We start from the raw sequence: 19,007 nt of genomic DNA, 5'->3' as shown, positions 1-19,007 counted from the left end.
AAAAAACACCTTCAAGTTTGAATACGGATGATTGTTATCCGAAATTAGACTTGGAGGTGTTTTTTCTATGGGGACAAGAGTGAGTTATCCGGTTGAAGTGAAACAGAAGGCTGTAGAAATGAGATTGGCAGGCGTACCTATGAAAGAGATCATGCAGGAGTTGAATATTAAGAATAAGACACAGGTTCAGACATGGGTTAGATGGCATAAGGCTGGGGATACACATCGATTCGAACAGCCTGTTGGAAAGCAATACACTTACGGAAAAGGTCCGGAGTATTCTTCCGAATTAGAGAAAATGCAGGCAGAGATTCGTTACCTGAGACAACAGAATGAAGTTTTAAAAAAGTACAACGAATTGGAAAGGAAGTTGATAGCGAAACGTCAGTCGAACTTGTAGAAATATTGAACAGCACAATGACCATACAGGATATCTGTATTCATTTAGGTATCTCTCGAGCGTCTTATTATCGCTGGAAGAAGAATCCGATGAAGGATCATCCCAAGCGCCATTTGGAAAAACAAATCGGCACGTTGTGCCGAGAGCACAAGTATCGATATGGATATCGAAAAATCACAGCTATACTAAAAAAGAGTATGCATATTAACCATAAAACGGTTCAACGTATTATGCAGAAAAATCAATGGCAGTGCCGGGTTAAGGTGAAAAAGCGCAAGAAGGATGGGCAGCCATATGCCGTGGTCGATAATATATTGGATCGGAACTTTCAGTCTGATCGCCCTCTTGAAAAACTAGTAACGGACATTACGTATTTGCCTTATGGACAGAAACAATTGTACCTTTCCAGTATATTGGATTTATACAATGGAGAAGTGATTGCTTTTACGATTGGGGATAAGCAGGATACAGCCTTTGTCTTAGACACACTTGATCAGCTGCCAATGTTGCCTGAGAACTGCGTGTTACATAGTGACCAAGGTTCTGTGTATACATCTTACGAGTATCAAAAAGCTGTTAAAACAAAAGGCATTACCATGAGCATGTCCCGCAAAGGGACGCCCGCTGATAATGCCTCCATCGAATCGTTTCATTCCTCACTAAAGTCTGAAACGTTCTATCTTAACAGCATTGATCGAACTACGACCGCCATCGTAGAACGCACTGTCATAGAATACATTCATTATTATAACAATATTCGTATCCAAACTAAACTAAACAACCAATCACCGATAAACTATCGGCAATTGGCTGTTTAAAAGGTGTTTTGATCCCTGTCTCAAAAACGGGGGTCAGTCCCATATTCAGGTGTGTTTTTTCATTCCTTCATATCCTTGATTTCACTGCTGCTTTAGCATATTACCACTTTATTTGGGTGTTATTTACATCTGATCGGAGAAGGATTAAAATGCTATCGGAGAGCAATGGAAGAAACGGAGGATATATGATGGACGTACGGAATAACACACATCGGATTTTACGGGATTATGTATACATACTGATAGGAGCAGTAATTACAGCCGTGTCCTTTAATGTATTTTTGCTTCCAAATAAGATTGCCGCCGGCGGTGTCAGCGGAATTAGCACGATTTTGCAGTCATATGGTTTTGAAGCAGCGTATGTGCAGTGGATTATTAATATCCCTTTATTTATTGCCGGTGTCGTTTTGCTTGGCGGAAAATTTGGTCTTAAGACGCTCGCGGGTTCTGTTTTTTTGCCGCTTGTCGTGTTTTTGACAAGAAATATTCAGCCGGCTACCCATCATGAGCTTCTGGCGGCGATTTTTGGCGGCGTCGGCATCGGTGTCGGAATTGGCATTGTGTATTTAGGGAAAGGTTCGACTGGCGGAACCGCCTTGGCTGCACAGATCATTCATAAGTACTCCGGTCTGTCATTGGGAACGTGTCTTGCCATCATTGACGGATTGATTGTCATTACGGCTATGATCGTATTTAATATTGAGCAAGGCTTATATGCCATGCTTGGCGTCTTTGTGTCCAGCAAAACGATTGATGTCGTTCAAGTCGGCTTTAATCGTTCAAAAATGGCGCTTATTATTACAAAGCAGGAGCAGGCAGTCAAGGAAGCCGTTTTACAGAAAATCGACAGAGGCGTGACGAAAATTTCCGCAGTCGGCGGATATACTGACGATGACCGCCCGATTTTAATGTGCGTGGTTGGGCAAACTGAATTCACCAAATTGAAACAAATCGTCAAACAGATTGATGAGTCTGCTTTTGTGATTGTAGCGGACGCGAGCGAGGTATTGGGCGAGGGTTTCAAACGCGCTTAAACGAGGTTATAATATGGTAGAGATCGTAAAGGAGTTGTGCTTCTCAACATGAAATCAAAGTTATCGATACTATTGCTTGGACTTACTCTTTCCGTTCTGTTGGCCGCCTGCGGTTCAAACGATGCAAAAGAAGAGAAGGCAGACACCGGCAGCAAGACTGAAGCCTCTGCATCTGAAGGGGAAGAATTATATCAGCAAAGCTGCGTAGGCTGCCACGGCAAGGATTTAGAAGGTGTATCAGGGCCTAATCTTCAAGAAGTCGGAGGCAAATACGACGAACACAAAATTGAAAGCATTATTAAAAACGGCCGGGGCAATATGCCGAAGGGGCTTGTAAATGATAAAGAAGCCGCTGTTATTGCCAAATGGCTGTCGGAAAAAAAGTAAGATAAAAAAATCTTTGCCGCAGCGCAGGCAAAGATTTTTTTATGCCCTGACAATATGAATGAAAAGAAACTGTAATAGTATTATGTCTAAATTTGACGTATAATGAAGTGTGTTGAAAAATAAAAGTTTCAGATTTTTCATCTTTTTACAAATGAATAGGTCATAAATTGTCGAATGTATTCGACGAGTGTGACCGTGTGATAAATAAAATGATATAAAAGATTAGGTGATTTCATGATAGAGATGAAGGAAGTATACAAAGCCTATCCGAACGGTGTAAAAGCGCTTAATGGGATTTCTGTTGACATTCATCCCGGCGAGTTTGTGTATGTTGTCGGTCCGAGCGGTGCGGGTAAATCTACTTTTATTAAAATGATATACAGAGAAGAAAAACCGACAAAAGGACAAATTTTAATCAATCATAAAGATCTCGCTGCAATTAAAGAAAAAGAGATTCCTTTCGTGCGCCGTAAAATAGGCGTTGTCTTCCAGGATTTTAAGCTTCTGCCGAAACTTACTGTTTTTGAAAATGTGGCATTTGCCCTTGAAGTAATTGGAGAACAGCCGTCTGTCATTAAGAAACGGGTGCTTGAAGTGCTTGATCTCGTGCAGCTGAAGCATAAAGCGAGACAATTTCCTGACCATCTTTCAGGCGGGGAGCAGCAGCGTGTATCTATTGCCAGATCAATTGTGAACAACCCTGATGTTGTCATCGCTGATGAACCTACAGGAAACCTTGATCCGGATACGTCATGGGAAGTCATGAAGACGCTGGAGGAAATCAATAACCGCGGGACAACAGTCGTAATGGCGACACATAACAAAGAAATCGTAAACACCATTAAGAAACGTGTCATTGCAATCGAAGATGGTATCATTGTGCGTGATGAGTCAAGAGGGGAGTATGGTTCATATGATTAAAATTCTCGGGCGCCACTTGCGTGAGAGTTTTAAATCTCTCGGGAGAAACACATGGATGACATTTGCATCCATTAGTGCTGTAACAGTTACGCTGATTTTAGTCGGCGTGTTTTTAGTGATTATGCTGAATTTGAATAACATGGCCACGAACGCCGAAAAACAAGTCGAAATCAAAGTTTTGATTGATCTGACGGCAGACCAGAAGGCACAGGATAAACTGCAGAGCGATATTAAGGAACTGAAGGGCATTCAGAGTGTCACTTTTTCGTCTAAAGAAAAAGAGCTTGACCAGCTGGTTGACAGCTTTGGCGACAGCGGTAAATCCCTGACGATGAAGAATCAGGAGAATCCGCTTAATAACGCATATGTCGTTAAAACAACAGATCCGCATGATACGCCGAACGTGGCAAAAAAGATTGAAAAAATGGATCATGTCTATAAAGTCACGTACGGTAAAGAAGAAGTCAGCCGTTTGTTTAAAGTGGTCGGCGTTTCCCGCAACATCGGAATCGCGTTAATTATCGGACTGGTATTCACGGCGATGTTCTTGATTTCCAATACCATTAAAATTACAATTTTCGCAAGAAGAAAAGAAATTGAAATCATGAAGCTTGTCGGTGCGACGAACTGGTTTATCCGCTGGCCGTTTTTCCTTGAAGGATTGCTGCTTGGCGTATTCGGTTCAGTGATTCCGATTGCATTGGTGCTGAGCACTTACCAATACCTCATCGGCTGGGTCGTTCCGAAGGTTCAAGGATCATTTGTCTCTCTTCTTCCTTATAATCCATTTGTATTCCAGGTTTCGTTAGTGCTGGTTGCAATCGGAGCAGTAATTGGAGTATGGGGAAGTCTGACTTCCATCCGCAAGTTTCTGCGAGTATAAAGAGAAAAAGCCGTCCCGCTTCTGTGGGCGGCTTTTCTTTTGCCTTCTTTTTCTTCTATGATTACATGAAATCTCCATCCTTTACATATACTATCTCTAGGTTTTGATAAAGACAGTCTGGCATACAGGAGGAGTAAAGGATGAATCAAAAGATAATGGCTGTGATCGCAGCGGGGAGCATGCTGTTCGGAGGCGCCGGTGTATATGCGGGAATGAACCTGCTTGAGATGGATAAGCCCCAGACTGCAGCAGTTCCCGTCACGGCACAAGCTGACTCTGAACGGAATAAGGCTATGGACAAAATCGAAAAAGCGTATGAGTTAATTTCGAATGAGTATGTAGAAAAAGTTGATAGAGAAAAGCTGCTCGAGGGAGCCATCCAAGGAATGCTGTCTACGCTGAATGATCCTTATTCTGTCTACATGGACAAGCAGACAGCTAAGCAATTTTCTGATTCTCTTGATTCCTCATTTGAAGGCATTGGGGCTGAGGTTGGAATGGCAAACGGCAAAATTATTATTGTTTCCCCATTTAAGAAATCGCCAGCGGAAAAAGCCGGGCTTAAGCCTAATGATGAAATTATCAGCATCAATGGAGAATCAATGGCTGGCAAGGATTTAAATCACGCTGTGTTAAAAATAAGAGGAAAGAAAGGGTCAAGCGTTTTAATGAAGATTCAGCGGCCGGGCACGAAAAAGCAGCTGTCATTCCGGATTAAGAGAGCTGAGATTCCACTCGAAACGGTATTTGCTTCAGAGAAAAACGTGCAGGGGCACTCTGTCGGATATATCAGCATCTCTACTTTTTCCGAGCATACCGCGAAGGATTTTGCAAAAGCGCTGGGCGGTCTTGAGAAAAAAGGAATTGATGGCCTTGTTATTGATGTCCGCGGCAACCCGGGCGGATATCTTCAAAGTGTGGAAGAAATTCTTAAGCACTTCGTTACAAAGGATAAGCCGTATATTCAGATTGCTGAGCGCAATGGAGATAAAAAACGATATTTTTCAACCTTGCCCCATAAAAAAGCGTATCCTGTCAATGTGATTACGGATAAAGGGAGTGCCTCCGCATCAGAAATTCTTGCCGGCGCATTAAAGGAAGCAGGACATTATGATGTTGTAGGCGATAGGTCTTTTGGTAAGGGGACGGTTCAACAGGCTGTTCCAATGGGGGACGGCAGCAACATCAAATTGACGCTCTATAAGTGGCTGACGCCAAATGGAAACTGGATTCATAAGAAAGGAATTGAGCCGACCATTGCGATGAAGCAGCCTGATTATTTTTCCGCCGGACCTTTGCAGCTGAAAGAGCCGCTTAAAGTGGATATGAACAATGAAGATGTTAAGCATGCACAGGTATTATTAAAAGGTCTTAGCTTCGACCCGGGACGTGAGGATGGCTATTTCAGTAAGGACATGCAAAAAGCGGTTTTGGCCTTTCAAGATCAAAACAAGCTGGATAAGACGGGTGTAATCGATACTCGCACTGCTGAGGCCTTAAATCAGCAGATAGAAAAGAAAAAATCAAACGAAAAAAATGATTTGCAGCTTCAAACAGCGCTGAAATCACTATTTGTAAAATAAAGGAGATGGTCTTCCATCTCCTGTTTCTTTATACTTAACGAGTGAATGAATCATAAGTCACATAAAAAATGAGTTTTTGACAAGAAATTAAAAAAATTTCACAAATAAACATTTATAAAGGACTGTGATTACCCGATATCAATATATGAGAGAGACTTTCTAACGAGATAATATGCATTTAAAATGAAACTTTTGCAAGTTGCCTAGTCTCTGTTTACTTCATACAATATAAGAAGGTTCTAAAAAGAACAGTAATCAGGTTTATGGCAGCTGTAAGACAGGTATTTAATGAGAAACGTTAGCGAAAATGCTTGTTAGCACTCCAGTACTGCTGCTTATACTGGCCCGTGCTTATCTGTATAAAGAAAATGGGGGTTCACAATTGAAGAGGGCAAGTATTGTGCGTGAAAAAAAATATTATGAATTAGTCGAACAATTAAAAGACAGAACACAAGATGTAACATTTTCAGCTACAAAAGCACTAAGTCTTCTTATGCTGTTTAGCAGGTATTTAGTCAATTACACCAATGTCGAATCAGTAAATGATATCGATGAAGAATGTGCCAAACATTATTTTAACTACTTAATGAAGAATCATAAGCGATTAGGAATCAATCTGACAGATATAAAAAGGTCGATGCACTTGATCAGCGGTTTATTGGATGTGGATGTAAACCATTATTTAAAGGATTTTTCATTATCGAATGTCACGCTGTGGATGACGCAAGAGGGATAAACGCTCCCGAGGATATCCAAGCCATTTAATATTTGATAGAATAGAAGTAATATGTTTGGCTTGAGGCGGTGAAAGATAGTGTCTGTTCAATGGGGATTTGAACTGTTAAAAAGTGTGGGCCTGTTCTTCTTGCACCCGCTTTTCTGGTTTTTTATCATGATAAGTCTGTTTTTCGGCTATGTAAGGATCAAACGGGAAAGAAAAACCTTTCATACTAGAATAGCGGATATTTATGATGAACTGAAATTTACTTATACAAAAGGGCTGATCCCTGGCCTCCTTTTATCGGTTGTTTTAGGCGTACTCGGAATCTCGATTCCTCTCGGTTTACTTGCGATTATTGCCGTTATCACTGCAGCGGCAGCGCTCACTCTTCGCGCAAACTGGATGTCTGCTGCATATATCGTAAGCGCGAGTATGCTGATAGGTTTCGGACTGCAAATCAATCAGGCGGAACCTTTTCTGGAGAGATTCCCGCAAGGATTTGCAGTTGTCTGGCCGGCTATGGCTGTGTTTTTGGGCTTGTTGATTATCATTGAAGGAGCGGTTGCTTATCGCTCTGCACATGTGAGAACATCACCGGCAATTGTCTTGAGCAGCCGAGGTTTGCCGATCGGGCAGCAGTTGGCAAACCGGATATGGCTTTTGCCGTTGTTCCTTCTCGTGCCTGGCAACGGATTAGAATCACATGTCAGCTGGTGGCCTGTGTTTACCATTCCGGGCGGATCATTCCATTTTCTATGGATTCCGTACTTTGTCGGATTTGGACAAAGGGTGCAAGGGTCTCTTCCTGAAACGAGCATAAGGATCACAGCGAAACGTGTTTGTATTCTAGGCTTAATCGTCACAGCTCTCGGTGCAGCGGGTTTACTGTGGACGCCGCTTGCGGGTGCAGCCGTATGTGCGGCTGTATTAGGACGTATTTTTCTATCCATTAAGCAAAGGGTGAATGATAACGCGGCTCCGTTTTATTTCTCGAAACGTGATCAGGGCTTAATGGTGCTTGGGATTATACCAAATACGCCGGCTGAGGACCTGGAATTGAAAATTGGAGAAGTCATTACTAAAGTGAATGGCATACCGGTTAAGAACGTATCTGATTTTTATGAAGCGCTCCAGCATAACCGTGCATATGTGAAGCTTGAAATTATCGGTTTGAACGGAGAAATTCGTTTTGATCAAAGAGCTTCTTATGAGGGAGAACATCATGAATTGGGCATCCTTTTCGTAAAGGATGAACGTGAAGACGAAGCAGCCGCTTTGTCTGGATCATAAAAGACAGCCCGGCACCGCAAGAATATGCGGTGCCGGGCTGTTTTGTGTTACGCTGAGTTTTTTTCCATCCGTGCCGTTTCATCAGATTTGATGCCTAATGAAACAAAAACGCCAATGATGGAGACAGCGAAGAGAATGATAAATAAGGTGTGGTATCCGGAAATCAGGCCGATTAAGGCTGATGAAATAATGCTTCCGAAATAACGGAAGGTCGAGAAAATGCCGGACGCCACTCCTGACATGCCGGGATCTACTGTGGCAAGAGATGATATCTGCATGCTGGTCAGTCCCACTCCCGATGCGAGCCCGCCTAGAATAAGGGAGATCATAAGGAACAAGACAGAATGAGAGCTGCTTAACAGCAAAAATAATAGATTCGCACCAGCCATCATCGCAAATGAAAGAAAAATGATTTTTTTTGCTCCCCATTTGTGATGGAGCTGTGCCCCCACCCAGTTGCTGGCCGACATGAAGATCGAAAATACAGAGAGCGCCATGCCGCTGTTAGACGTATTGAGCCCAAATTGGCTCGTCATGAATAACGGCATGATCAATAAGACGGCGTACATCATCAGATTGCTTAATAAGACTGATAGGTTGGCATTTGTAAAGGTTGAGCTTTTAAACAGTGTAAAATCTATGATTGGGTGCTTTGTGCGTTTTTCTCTTCTGAAAAAAAGCGGGACAAAAAGAAGGATCAATACACTGTATACTGCATAGCCCCATGAAGTTTCATTTTTCGTCAGCAGGATGATTGAAACGATGCTGCCTGCAAGCAGGAGAGAACCGATAATATCCAGCGGCGCGTCAGATTTGTTTTCTTTATATTGTGGGAACATGGTTAATGCCGTAATTAAAGCAATGGCGAGAAACGGGATGTTGACCCAAAAAATCGAATGCCAGCTAAAGCTGTCAATCAGCAAAGAGCCGATGAAAGGCCCAAGAGCGGCGCCAAGCCCCGCGCCGAGCCCAAAAAATCCAAACACCTTCGGAAGGCGCTTTTCAGAAACAACGTGACGGATAATGGCGATGCTATTTGGCGTAAGCAGTGCGCCGCCGACAGCCTGCAATGCCCGAAAGACAATCAACAGCACCAGGCTCGGTGAGAGGGCGCAGCCTAAGGACGCGATAAGAAAAAGGCCGACGCCCCATAAGTACATTGTTTTATTGCCGTACATGTCACCGAGTTTTCCAGCAATAGGCTGTGTGACGGCCATCACGATTAAATAAACGGTAACCACCCAAGTGATGCTTGCGATGGACTCGTTATACGTATGGGATATGGATGAGAGCGCGACCGCGATCATCGTTGAGTTGATGGGAGCGAGGATGGCCCCTAATAATAGCGAGACGATCAGCGCCCATTCTTTTCTTGAGCTCATTGGGATCCTCCTTCTTGTTATGCCAAGGAAATCATCAAGAAATTCCTTTGACAAACAGAGCTGTGCTATGCTCCAGCATATTTTCCTGGGACATTGAAATCACCCTGTCTCCTAAATGGAGACGGTGAATAAAATAACCAAAAATGATCGACATGAACACGTCGGCATGCTCCGCTTCATCTCCTGACTGAATAACCCCTTTTTCGCCCATTGTTTTGAGATAATCAACCAGCAGCTGTTTCATACATTGGGGATATTCAGTGACGTGGTTGATGACCCCCTGAAACATGGCCGGTTCACGAAAACTGATTTTAATGATATCTTTTCTTCGTTCGAGCTCCTCCAAGAGACAGGTTCCGATATGAAGCAGGTCTTTGTACAAATCTCCTTCGGTTTGTTCCAGAATGCTGCCTTGATTTGAGGAATACTGAGAAAGCAAAACCTCGATCAGTCCCTGCTTGTTTTTGAAATTCCTGAAAATCGTCGCTTCACTTACGTTTGCTTTTTCCGCGATTTCTTTTGTCGTCATAGCGCTATATCCTTTTTTGACGAGCAGCTGCGTGGCAGCATCAAGGATTCTCTTGTTTGTCGATCTCAATACGCTTCACCTCACGAATATACTGGCAGGACAAGTATACACCTGCCCAGCTTGTATAAGAAAGAGCGGGAACGCATCAAGCCCGGCTGACAACCGTGATTTTGCCGCTGCTTCCGTCGACGGTGACGATATCCCCGTGTCTAAGTCTTTCTGTTGCCGTACGGGTGCCGAGTACGGCGGGAATGCCGTATTCGCGAGCAATAATCGCAGCGTGGGACAAAATGCCGCCTGTGTCTGTAATAATCGCTTTGGCGTCTTGAAACAGGCTGGTCCATAGCGGGGTGGTCATTTTGCAAACGAGGATGTCCCCAGACGCGAATTGAGAAAATTCACTGGCGTCCCGAATGATTTTTACTGGACCTGTGGCAATACCGCTTGATGCCGCGATGCCAAAAATGTGATTCTCCGTGTTTTTTTCATCCTCAATAACAGCGCCGACAATCTCTTCAGCGATTTTGAGCTGTTCTTTTGTCGGAGTACCGAGGTAGGCAGGGGCTTTGGCCAGCTCATACTCATGAAAGGCCTGTCTGCGTTTTTCAGCTTTTTCTTGCAGGGATACAGGGTGAAGGAGCGCGTTTTCCACTTCATCATCATACAAGAACCAAAGATCCTCCCGATCTTGAATGACACCATGTTTCACCAGCAATTCACCTACCTTCAGCAGAAAGACCCTCGCCTTGGCATCCAGCATGGCATCGATATAAAAGTGGTGGTCATCCATTATATTTGCAGAGTTCAGCGTCCACTGATAATACTGGTCAAATTGTTCTCGTACGTGGGGATCTTCTATGTTTTCCAAGAAGTCATGATATAATTTCTCTCGTTTTTCTTTCGTTTTCTGAAATTCATTGTCAAAATGATAGCCATTGCGGACGTAATTTTGAATATTGGTCAGAGCAAAATACGGATTTTCTGCCCAAATCTGTTCAATCAGATCATGGCTCTTTACAGACCTCCACCCGTAATCCTGCAAAAATTCATGAATGTTTTTCAGAAAGTGTCTGCCCTCATCTGTTTGTTCTAATTTTTCTTGGAGCTGTTCCGGCTCGGTGTTTTCAAAAATCGCCAGTAGATTCGGGTTTTCCCGAACTTCAACGGAGTATAGCCACAGGCAGCGGTCAGTTTCCAGTGATTTGTTCATTTTTCCTGTCAGCATTTCGTAAAAATGAGCGGTTTCAGACTCTCCTTGAATGTGCTGGTACATCGCTCGCAATTTGTTTGTCAGAAGCATTTGCGGGAAAACAATATTGAAATGTTCATCATAAGCCCTGAGATAAAAGGCTTTTAACTTTCTAAAAGCATCGAGTGCGCTTTCAGCAGTATGATCAGTTTGTGCGAGCTGATCCAGCGTCTCGTAAAATGGAAGGTAGGTGTGTTTGATGATGTCATACATACGCTCCGATAATATCGGAAAAATCTCTTTGCCGCAGTTCTCATCAGGCAGATGTCCGCCTTGATTTTTGGAATAAATGTGCCCGCGATAAAGCTTCACTTCTTCTGCAACTGCCCCAAGCGGAAACTTTTGCATGTTTTTCTTTAAGCCGTACTCCATGGCCGGTACAATGAATGATGAAAATAACGGACTTACCGGACCTTCAATATTTGACTCCATGTTGATCCAGAAATCTTCCATATCGGCGTCTGTCATCATGAAGCTGCGTATTTCTTCTGCCGCTTTTTTGTCCTGTTCAATGGTTGTAATCGGGCGGGCTTGCAGAAGGTATACTTGACGATTAGCGATTCCGAATTCGATATCGACTGGATATCCGTACAGCTCTTCGGTTTTTTTCGTGATTTCAGCCAGTTCAATCACTTGTTCATCTGTAAGGCAAAAACGCCTGCGCATATCTTCGCTCGTTTCTTTTTCAGCAATTCCTTCTGCCGCAGACTCCATGTAGATTTCCTTTGTGCCTATTTCTTTCTGAATCTCGAATGAGGATTTATTGACGATAAATGTGTCCGGGGTGACGCTTCCAGAGACGACAGCTTCCCCTAAACCATAGCTTGCGCTGATTAATAGCTCTCTATCATCATGGGTAACAGGATTGCGGCTGAAAATAACACCTGACACTTCTGAATCAATCAGCCCCTGAACGACAATGCCCATTAACGGTTCTGTGATTTGATTGTTCATTTTTTTCTTATAGGTGCTGACTCGGCCTGAAAAAAATGAGCCCCAGCATTCTTTCACTTTAGCCAAAAACTCTTCCTCTGTTTTGATATTTAAGTAGGTTTCGTATTGGCCCGCGAAGGAAGCGCCTTCTAAATCTTCCGAGGCGGATGAAGAACGCACGGCCACAGAGCGGTATGATTCTCTTAGCTTGTAAAAGGAATCCGTCAGCTCCTCTTTCAGTTCATCAGAAAATGTTCCGGCAATGATCCCGCTTTCAATGCTTTCGCTAGTCTCATGAAGCTGGTTTTCCTCCATAAAACGGGCAAGCGCATTCGTCTGAATAATAAACCCGTCTGGTACAGGAAGACCGTGTTTAGTCAGTTTAATCAAATTCATGCCTTTTGCTCCAGCCAGCCGGCTGGACTCTTCTGCTTGGCGAAAAATAACAGAATACATATTTGAAACCCCCATTCCTTCATATTTTTTCTCTCTAGTCTTTTATAACGGAGCCTGTGTTCGGAAAAAATGATAGTGAACACTATCGTTCAATTGTAGATTTTTAGGAAAATGCTGTCAAACTCAGAAAGTCCTAAATAAAATGAATAGTTAAGTTAGTTAGAATATCACGAAAAATATAGTCGGACTGGTGCAGTATGCCTATTTTTCTTTTATTCTCGAATTTGGAGGAGGGCATGTATAAACAAAAATAGAGCAGCGGCACTCATGTATGTAATCAATTTATTTTTTTAATAGAATAAGTGAAATCATTGTTGCTTTGCTTGTTGTCCTGTAGTCACCCGTCATCGATTTCAGTCTCAAATACACACTTTCTCCCGGCTTAATCGTTGAGAGGTGACCGTGATCTTCTGCTTCGAGAACGGTTGTCTTCTCAGGAGCCACATACTGAATTTTAAAATCGTCGCTTTTTCCGCTTGGAGAAGTGAGCGAAGCGGATCGATCACGCTCGCCGGCTGTTTTGTTTTTCCATCGGCGGCCGTCTGGGGCTTTCATCTATAATGATTATCCGGAAGCACTTCATCGGCTAAACCTGTGATTGCAGGAGCGGGATGCGATGCCATCAGGAGGAGACTGGGTAGTACGGCTGCTGTTAAAACAGATGTAACGAACTTGAATTGCATATTCGTCCGCCCCCTGTCCATTTTTATTGAGCTTTCGTAACTGCTAAATCAACCTATTCTATTATTTATCTAGTTTTTTTCTGTCAGCCGGAACCAAAGTGCAGATATGATGATTGATTTAGGCTGAAAAAGGGTATGGTGTACAAAGAGGGAACGATTGAATGATTGTCCGATTCTTCATTTTTTACTATAATCAGATCAGATGAAGAATCCCTGAGGAGGGTTTTTGTTGATTACAAAAGCCGTTTTTGCATTATTTTTCCCTTTTATGCTTGTTGTGCTATTTACAAGAGTTACCTTTAATCATTATGTGGCGATCGCTCTAACAGCTGCATTGCTGTTTGCCTCCTATTTAAAAGGCTATACAGAAACGTATTTTATTGTAGGGTTGGATGTTGTGTCTCTTGTGGCCGGCGGACTGTATATGGCTAAAAAAGCTGCTGAGAAAAAAGAAGAATAAATCGGACATAATGAATATAAAAGACTGAATTCCTGCTTTTGCGTTTGAAAGCAGGTTTTTTATACACGAAAACAGCTGGAAATAAAAAACCACCGAACTTTAGTTCGTATTTTTGGTGATTTTGCTTTCCGTTGTGTTACTATATCTATAGGAAGATTTCGTTAAAGAAACGGAGGCTTATTTTGTGAAAGATCGCTTTGAGTTAGTCTCGAAATATCAGCCCCAGGGAGATCAGCCAAAAGCCATTGAAAAACTTGTAAAAGGGATTCAGGAGGGCAAGAAGCATCAGACTCTGCTGGGTGCGACAGGAACGGGCAAAACATTTACAGTGTCCAATTTGATTAAAGAAGTCAATAAGCCGACGCTCGTGATTGCCCATAACAAAACCCTCGCCGGACAGCTTTACAGCGAGTTCAAGGAATTTTTTCCGAACAACGCTGTCGAGTATTTTGTCAGCTACTATGATTATTATCAGCCGGAGGCGTATGTGCCTCAAACGGATACATTTATAGAGAAAGACGCTAGTATTAATGATGAAATTGATAAATTGAGGCACTCCGCAACATCGTCTTTGTTTGAACGGAGAGATGTCATTATTATTGCGAGTGTGTCTTGTATATATGGCCTCGGTTCGCCGGAAGAATACCGGGAAATGGTTTTGTCTTTGCGGCCTGAAATGGAAATCGAACGCAACGAGCTGCTCAGAAAGCTTGTAGACATCCAATATGCCCGCAACGATATCGACTTTCAGCGCGGTACATTTCGTGTGCGCGGAGATGTAGTGGAAATCTTCCCGGCCTCTCGTGATGAACATTGTATAAGAGTTGAGTTTTTCGGGGATGAAATCGAACGGATCCGAGAAGTTGATGCCCTGACAGGAGAAATTCTCGGCGACCGCGATCACGTCGCGATTTTCCCGGCATCCCACTTCGTAACGCGTGCCGAGAAAATGGAGAAAGCGATTCAAAATATCGAGAAAGAGCTCGAGGAGCAGCTGAAGGTCATGCATGAAAATGGCAAGCTGCTTGAAGCGCAGCGTTTAGAGCAGCGGACAAGATATGATCTTGAAATGATGCGGGAAATGGGTTTCTGCTCCGGCATTGAGAACTATTCAAGACATTTGACGCTTCGGCCTCCTGGTTCAACGCCGTATACGCTTCTTGATTATTTCCCCGACGATTTCATGATCGTGGTGGATGAGTCGCATGTGACGATTCCTCAGGTGCGCGGCATGTTTAACGGAGACCAGGCGCGGAAACAGGTGCTCGTGGATCACGGCTTCCGTCTTCCATCGGCGCTTGATAACCGTCCGCTCCGTTTTGAAGAGTTTGAAAAGCATATGCACAATATCGTGTATGTATCTGCTACGCCAGGGCCGTATGAGATTGAGCACACGGATGAAATGGTTGAGCAGATCATCCGTCCGACCGGTCTTCTTGATCCGCTTATTGAGGTGCGTCCGATCGAAGGCCAGATTGATGATTTGATCGGCGAAATTCAAGCAAGAATTGAGCGAAATGAACGGGTGCTCGTCACAACCTTGACGAAGAAAATGTCAGAGGACCTGACCGATTATTTGAAGGAAATCGGCATTAAAGTAAACTATCTACATTCGGAGATTAAAACGCTTGAACGGATTGAGATCATTCGCGACCTTCGCCTTGGCAAGCATGATGTGCTTATCGGCATCAACCTGCTGAGGGAAGGACTCGACATTCCTGAAGTATCTCTTGTCGCGATTTTGGATGCGGATAAGGAAGGTTTCCTTCGTTCGGAGCGGTCGCTGATCCAGACTATCGGACGGGCAGCCAGGAATTCTGAAGGACGCGTCATTATGTATGCCGATAAAATAACGAAGTCTATGGAAATTGCGATGAATGAAACAAAACGCCGCCGTGAGCAGCAGGAGCGGTTTAACGAAGAGCACGGCATTACGCCGCAAACAATAAATAAGGAAATTCGTGATGTGATTCGTGCCACAGTAGCTGCTGAAGATAAAGCAGAATACAAAACAAAAGTCGCGCCGAAGCTGTCGAAAATGACGAAGAAAGAACGTCAGAAGGTCGTTGAACAGATGGAACACGAAATGAAAGAAGCAGCCAAGGCGCTTGACTTTGAAAGAGCCGCGGAGCTTCGCGATTTACTTTTAGAGCTAAAAGCGGAAGGATGATGAGCAAATGGCTATGGATCGGATAGAGGTGAAGGGAGCCAGGGCGCATAACCTGAAAAATATCGATGTAACAATTCCAAGAGACCAGCTTGTCGTTGTCACGGGTTTGTCAGGATCAGGGAAATCCTCCCTTGCCTTTGACACTATATATGCAGAAGGGCAGAGACGGTATGTCGAGTCGCTGTCTGCCTATGCCCGCCAGTTTTTAGGGCAAATGGATAAGCCGGATGTTGACGCGATTGAGGGACTGTCTCCCGCCATCAGCATCGATCAGAAAACAACGAGCCGCAATCCGAGATCAACTGTCGGTACGGTAACTGAGATTTATGATTATCTTCGCCTTTTGTATGCGAGAGTAGGAAAGCCGCATTGCCCTGAGCACGGGATTGAGATTACGTCGCAGACCATTGAGCAGATGGTGGACAGAATTTTGGAATACCCGGAACGGACGAAGCTTCAAGTTCTGGCTCCAATTGTTTCAGGCCGCAAAGGCGCTCATGTCAAGGTGCTGGACCAGATCAGAAAACAAGGTTATGTCAGAGTCAGAATTGACGGCGAGATGGCAGAGCTTTCTGATGATATCGAATTAGAAAAGAATAAAAAGCATTCGATTGAGGTTGTCATTGACCGGATTGTGGTGAAAGAAGGCGTGTCAGCCCGTCTGTCAGATTCATTGGAAACAGCGCTTCGCTTAGGTGAAGGACGGGTTATGATTGATGTCATTGGTAAGGAAGAGCTGATGTTCAGTGAGCATCATGCCTGTCCGCACTGCGGATTTTCAATTGGTGAACTTGAGCCGCGGCTGTTTTCGTTCAACAGCCCGTTCGGCGCGTGTCCGACGTGTGACGGTCTCGGAATGAAGCTTGAAGTGGATGCGGATCTCGTCATCCCCAATCAAGAATTATCATTAAAGGAGAATGCGGTCGCCCCTTGGACACCGATCAGCTCACAATATTACCCGCAGCTGCTTCATGCGGTCTGCACCCACTATGGAATTGATATGGATGTGCCGGTAAAAGAGCTGCCGAAGGATCAGTTGGATAAAGTGCTGTATGGCAGCGGAGATGATTTGATTTATTTCCGTTATGAAAATGACTTTGGGCAAATACGAGAAGGCGACATTCAATTTGAAGGCGTCTTGCGCAATATTGAAAGACGCTATAAGGAGACAAGCTCTGATTTCATTCGTGAGCAAATGGAACAGTATATGTCTCAAAAGGCTTGTCCAACATGTAAAGGCTACCGGTTAAAGAGAGAAGCGCTTGCCGTACTGATTGACGGCCGCCACATCGGAAAAATTACCGAGCAGTCTGTAACTGATGCACTCACTTTCTTCAAAGGCCTTACCCTTTCTGAGAAGGATATGCAGATTGCCAATTTGATCTTGCGTGAAATTGTGGAGCGTTTAAGCTTTTTGGACAAAGTCGGCCTTGATTATCTGACATTAAGCAGGGCGGCGGGAACATTGTCCGGGGGAGAGGCGCAGCGTATCAGGCTGGCAACGCAAATTGGCTCACGTTTATCCGGTGTGCTTTATATTTTAGATGAGCCGTCAATCGGGCTGCATCAGCGTGATAACGACCGATTGATCAGTGCCTTGAAAAATATGAGAGACCTTGGAAACACGCTGATTGTTGTCGAACATGATGAGGACACAATGATGGCAGCCGATTATTTAATCGATATAGGCCCGGGAGCCGGCATTCACGGCGGACAGGTGATGTCTGCGGGAACGCCGGAAGAAGTGATGAAAGATCCAGATTCATTGACAGGAAGCTATTTATCAGGGGAAAAGTTCATCCCATTGCCTCCTGAAAGAAGAAAGCCGGACGGCCGTTACATTGAGATAAAAGGCGCTGCAGAAAACAACCTGAAGAAAGTGAATGCCAAGTTCCCGCTTGGAACGTTCACAGCAGTTACAGGGGTTTCCGGCTCAGGGAAGAGTACCCTGATCAATGAAATTTTACACAAGGCGCTGGCGCAAAAGCTTCATAAAGCGAAAGCAAAGCCTGGCAGCCATAAAGAAATAAAAGGCTTGGATCACTTGGACAAAGTCATAGACATTGACCAGGCGCCAATTGGAAGAACGCCGAGATCCAATCCTGCGACATACACCGGAGTGTTTGACGACATTCGCGATGTATTCGCGCAGACAAATGAAGCGAAGGTCCGCGGCTATAAAAAAGGCCGTTTCAGCTTTAATGTGAAGGGCGGCCGATGTGAAGCCTGCCGCGGAGACGGAATTATTAAAATTGAAATGCATTTCCTTCCTGACGTGTACGTTCCGTGTGAGGTATGCCACGGCAAACGTTATAACCGGGAAACGTTAGAAGTGACGTACAAAGGAAAAAGCATTTCCGATGTGCTTGATATGACTGTTGAAGATGCTCTTTCTTTCTTTGAAAACATCCCGAAAATCAAGCGTAAGCTCCAAACCCTTTATGATGTTGGTTTAGGTTATATTACGCTGGGCCAGCCGGCAACGACCTTGTCAGGCGGAGAAGCGCAGCGTGTGAAGCTCGCATCGGAGCTGCACAAACGCTCAACGGGGCGCACCCTCTACATTTTAGATGAGCCGACGACGGGCTTGCACGTCGACGATATCGCCAGACTCCTTGTCGTGCTTCAGCGTTTGGTGGACAATGGCGATACAGTGCTCGTTATTGAGCATAATCTTGATATCATTAAGACGGCGGATTATATTGTGGATCTGGGGCCTGAAGGCGGAGCAGGTGGCGGAACCATTGTCGCGTCAGGTACACCTGAGGAAATCACCGAAGTCGAAGAATCGTATACAGGCCGTTATCTGAAGCCTGTTATGGAGCGTGACAAAAAACGCATGACATCGATCTTGAAAGCGAAAGAAACAGCTACATCTTAATATCCTCTATTCAGAGAGGTTTTCAGCTTGTCAGCAAGTCCATCCTTGGGCTTAGCAGGCAAGCTTTTCTTTATAGCCTAGAGGGTGAAGTTCACATTTGTGTCATCATTTCATTTTTTAGTGGATAAAATTTCCTTGGAAAAACGCCTAAACATTTACAAAGCGCTGTCGATATATGAATTGAAAGGCGAATGTGTTTTCCATATTAGGTAAAAAAGCCCTAATAA

16 protein-coding genes are annotated in these 19,007 nt (G+C 44.1%); 11 read left to right on the top strand and 5 right to left on the bottom strand.

Going from position 1 to position 19,007, the window contains the following annotated elements; translation table 11 throughout:
- Positions 1–67 precede the first annotated feature (67 nt).
- The 8 genes from G4P54_RS18175 to minJ all read left to right on the top strand — a co-directional run bounded on the left by G4P54_RS18175 (position 68) and on the right by minJ (position 8,037).
- Positions 68–1,218 (top strand): IS3 family transposase gene (locus G4P54_RS18175; protein WP_167871594.1). Its coding sequence is split into 2 segments (ribosomal slippage): positions 68–341 and positions 341–1,218, totalling 1,152 coding nucleotides; the frame shifts between segments, so codons are not numbered across the junction.
- Positions 1,219–1,406: 188 nt separating this feature from the next.
- Positions 1,407–2,252, top strand: coding sequence for a YitT family protein (locus G4P54_RS18170; RefSeq protein WP_167873914.1), 846 nt, complete (start codon positions 1,407–1,409; stop codon positions 2,250–2,252).
- Between the two features lie 48 nt (positions 2,253–2,300).
- Positions 2,301–2,639, top strand: a complete 339-nt coding sequence (gene cccB, locus G4P54_RS18165) for a cytochrome c551 (RefSeq protein WP_024714196.1) — start codon at positions 2,301–2,303, stop codon at positions 2,637–2,639.
- Positions 2,640–2,873: 234 nt separating this feature from the next.
- A complete protein-coding gene (gene ftsE / locus G4P54_RS18160; RefSeq protein WP_024714195.1) occupies positions 2,874–3,560 on the top strand; it encodes a cell division ATP-binding protein FtsE in 687 nt (228 codons plus the stop codon).
- Entirely contained in the window at positions 3,553–4,443 is an 891-nt protein-coding gene (gene ftsX / locus G4P54_RS18155) for a permease-like cell division protein FtsX (RefSeq protein ID WP_024714194.1), read from the top strand. Before ftsE ends, ftsX begins: the two co-directional genes overlap by 8 nt.
- Before the next feature lie 140 nt (positions 4,444–4,583).
- Positions 4,584–6,026 carry a carboxy-terminal processing protease CtpB gene (gene ctpB / locus G4P54_RS18150; protein WP_167873436.1) on the top strand — a complete coding sequence of 481 codons (1,443 nt, stop codon included), beginning with the start codon at positions 4,584–4,586 and terminating at the stop codon, positions 6,024–6,026.
- 382 nt (positions 6,027–6,408) lie between these two features.
- The gene (gene swrA, locus G4P54_RS18145) at positions 6,409–6,762 is read left to right on the top strand and encodes a swarming motility protein SwrAA (RefSeq protein ID WP_032681958.1); all 354 of its coding nucleotides are present in this window, start codon (positions 6,409–6,411) and stop codon (positions 6,760–6,762) included.
- 78 nt (positions 6,763–6,840) lie between these two features.
- Positions 6,841–8,037, top strand: coding sequence for a cell division topological determinant MinJ (gene minJ, locus G4P54_RS18140; protein ID WP_024714191.1), 1,197 nt, complete (start codon positions 6,841–6,843; stop codon positions 8,035–8,037).
- Positions 8,038–8,084: 47 nt separating this feature from the next.
- Here minJ and G4P54_RS18135 read toward each other — a convergent pair whose 3' ends face one another.
- From G4P54_RS18135 to G4P54_RS21505, 5 genes are all read right to left on the bottom strand, one after another.
- The gene (locus tag G4P54_RS18135; RefSeq protein WP_167873435.1) at positions 8,085–9,419 is read right to left on the bottom strand and encodes an MFS transporter; all 1,335 of its coding nucleotides are present in this window, start codon (positions 9,417–9,419) and stop codon (positions 8,085–8,087) included.
- 34 nt (positions 9,420–9,453) lie between these two features.
- Entirely contained in the window at positions 9,454–10,017 is a 564-nt protein-coding gene (locus tag G4P54_RS18130; protein WP_167873434.1) for a TetR/AcrR family transcriptional regulator, read from the bottom strand.
- Between the two features lie 76 nt (positions 10,018–10,093).
- Entirely contained in the window at positions 10,094–12,586 is a 2,493-nt protein-coding gene (locus G4P54_RS18125) for a PEP/pyruvate-binding domain-containing protein (RefSeq protein WP_167873433.1), read from the bottom strand.
- A 282-nt stretch (positions 12,587–12,868) separates the two neighbouring features.
- Positions 12,869–13,141 (bottom strand): hypothetical protein, encoded by a 273-nt coding sequence (locus tag G4P54_RS18120; protein ID WP_240939687.1) that lies wholly within the window; start codon positions 13,139–13,141, stop codon positions 12,869–12,871.
- The gene (locus G4P54_RS21505) at positions 13,138–13,269 is read right to left on the bottom strand and encodes a hypothetical protein (protein WP_255210021.1); all 132 of its coding nucleotides are present in this window, start codon (positions 13,267–13,269) and stop codon (positions 13,138–13,140) included. Before G4P54_RS21505 ends, G4P54_RS18120 begins: the two co-directional genes overlap by 4 nt.
- Before the next feature lie 229 nt (positions 13,270–13,498).
- Here G4P54_RS21505 and G4P54_RS18115 point away from each other — a divergent pair, with 229 nt between their 5' ends.
- The 3 genes from G4P54_RS18115 to uvrA all read left to right on the top strand — a co-directional run bounded on the left by G4P54_RS18115 (position 13,499) and on the right by uvrA (position 18,780).
- Positions 13,499–13,729 (top strand): CsbA family protein, encoded by a 231-nt coding sequence (locus tag G4P54_RS18115; RefSeq protein ID WP_003228053.1) that lies wholly within the window; start codon positions 13,499–13,501, stop codon positions 13,727–13,729.
- A 184-nt stretch (positions 13,730–13,913) separates the two neighbouring features.
- Complete coding sequence (uvrB, locus tag G4P54_RS18110) at positions 13,914–15,899, top strand: excinuclease ABC subunit UvrB (protein ID WP_024714187.1); 1,986 nt, start codon at positions 13,914–13,916, stop codon at positions 15,897–15,899.
- A gap of 7 nt (positions 15,900–15,906) precedes the next feature.
- Positions 15,907–18,780: an excinuclease ABC subunit UvrA gene (uvrA, locus tag G4P54_RS18105; protein ID WP_167873432.1), complete on the top strand. Its 2,874-nt coding sequence runs from the start codon at positions 15,907–15,909 to the stop codon at positions 18,778–18,780.
- Positions 18,781–19,007: the final 227 nt, after the last annotated feature.

The organism is Bacillus tequilensis, assembly GCF_012225885.1.
Classification (GTDB): Bacteria; Bacillota; Bacilli; order Bacillales; family Bacillaceae; genus Bacillus; species Bacillus tequilensis.
The sequence above is the reverse complement of the archived record's forward strand: the minus strand, read 5'-3'. Positions and strand labels throughout refer to the sequence as shown.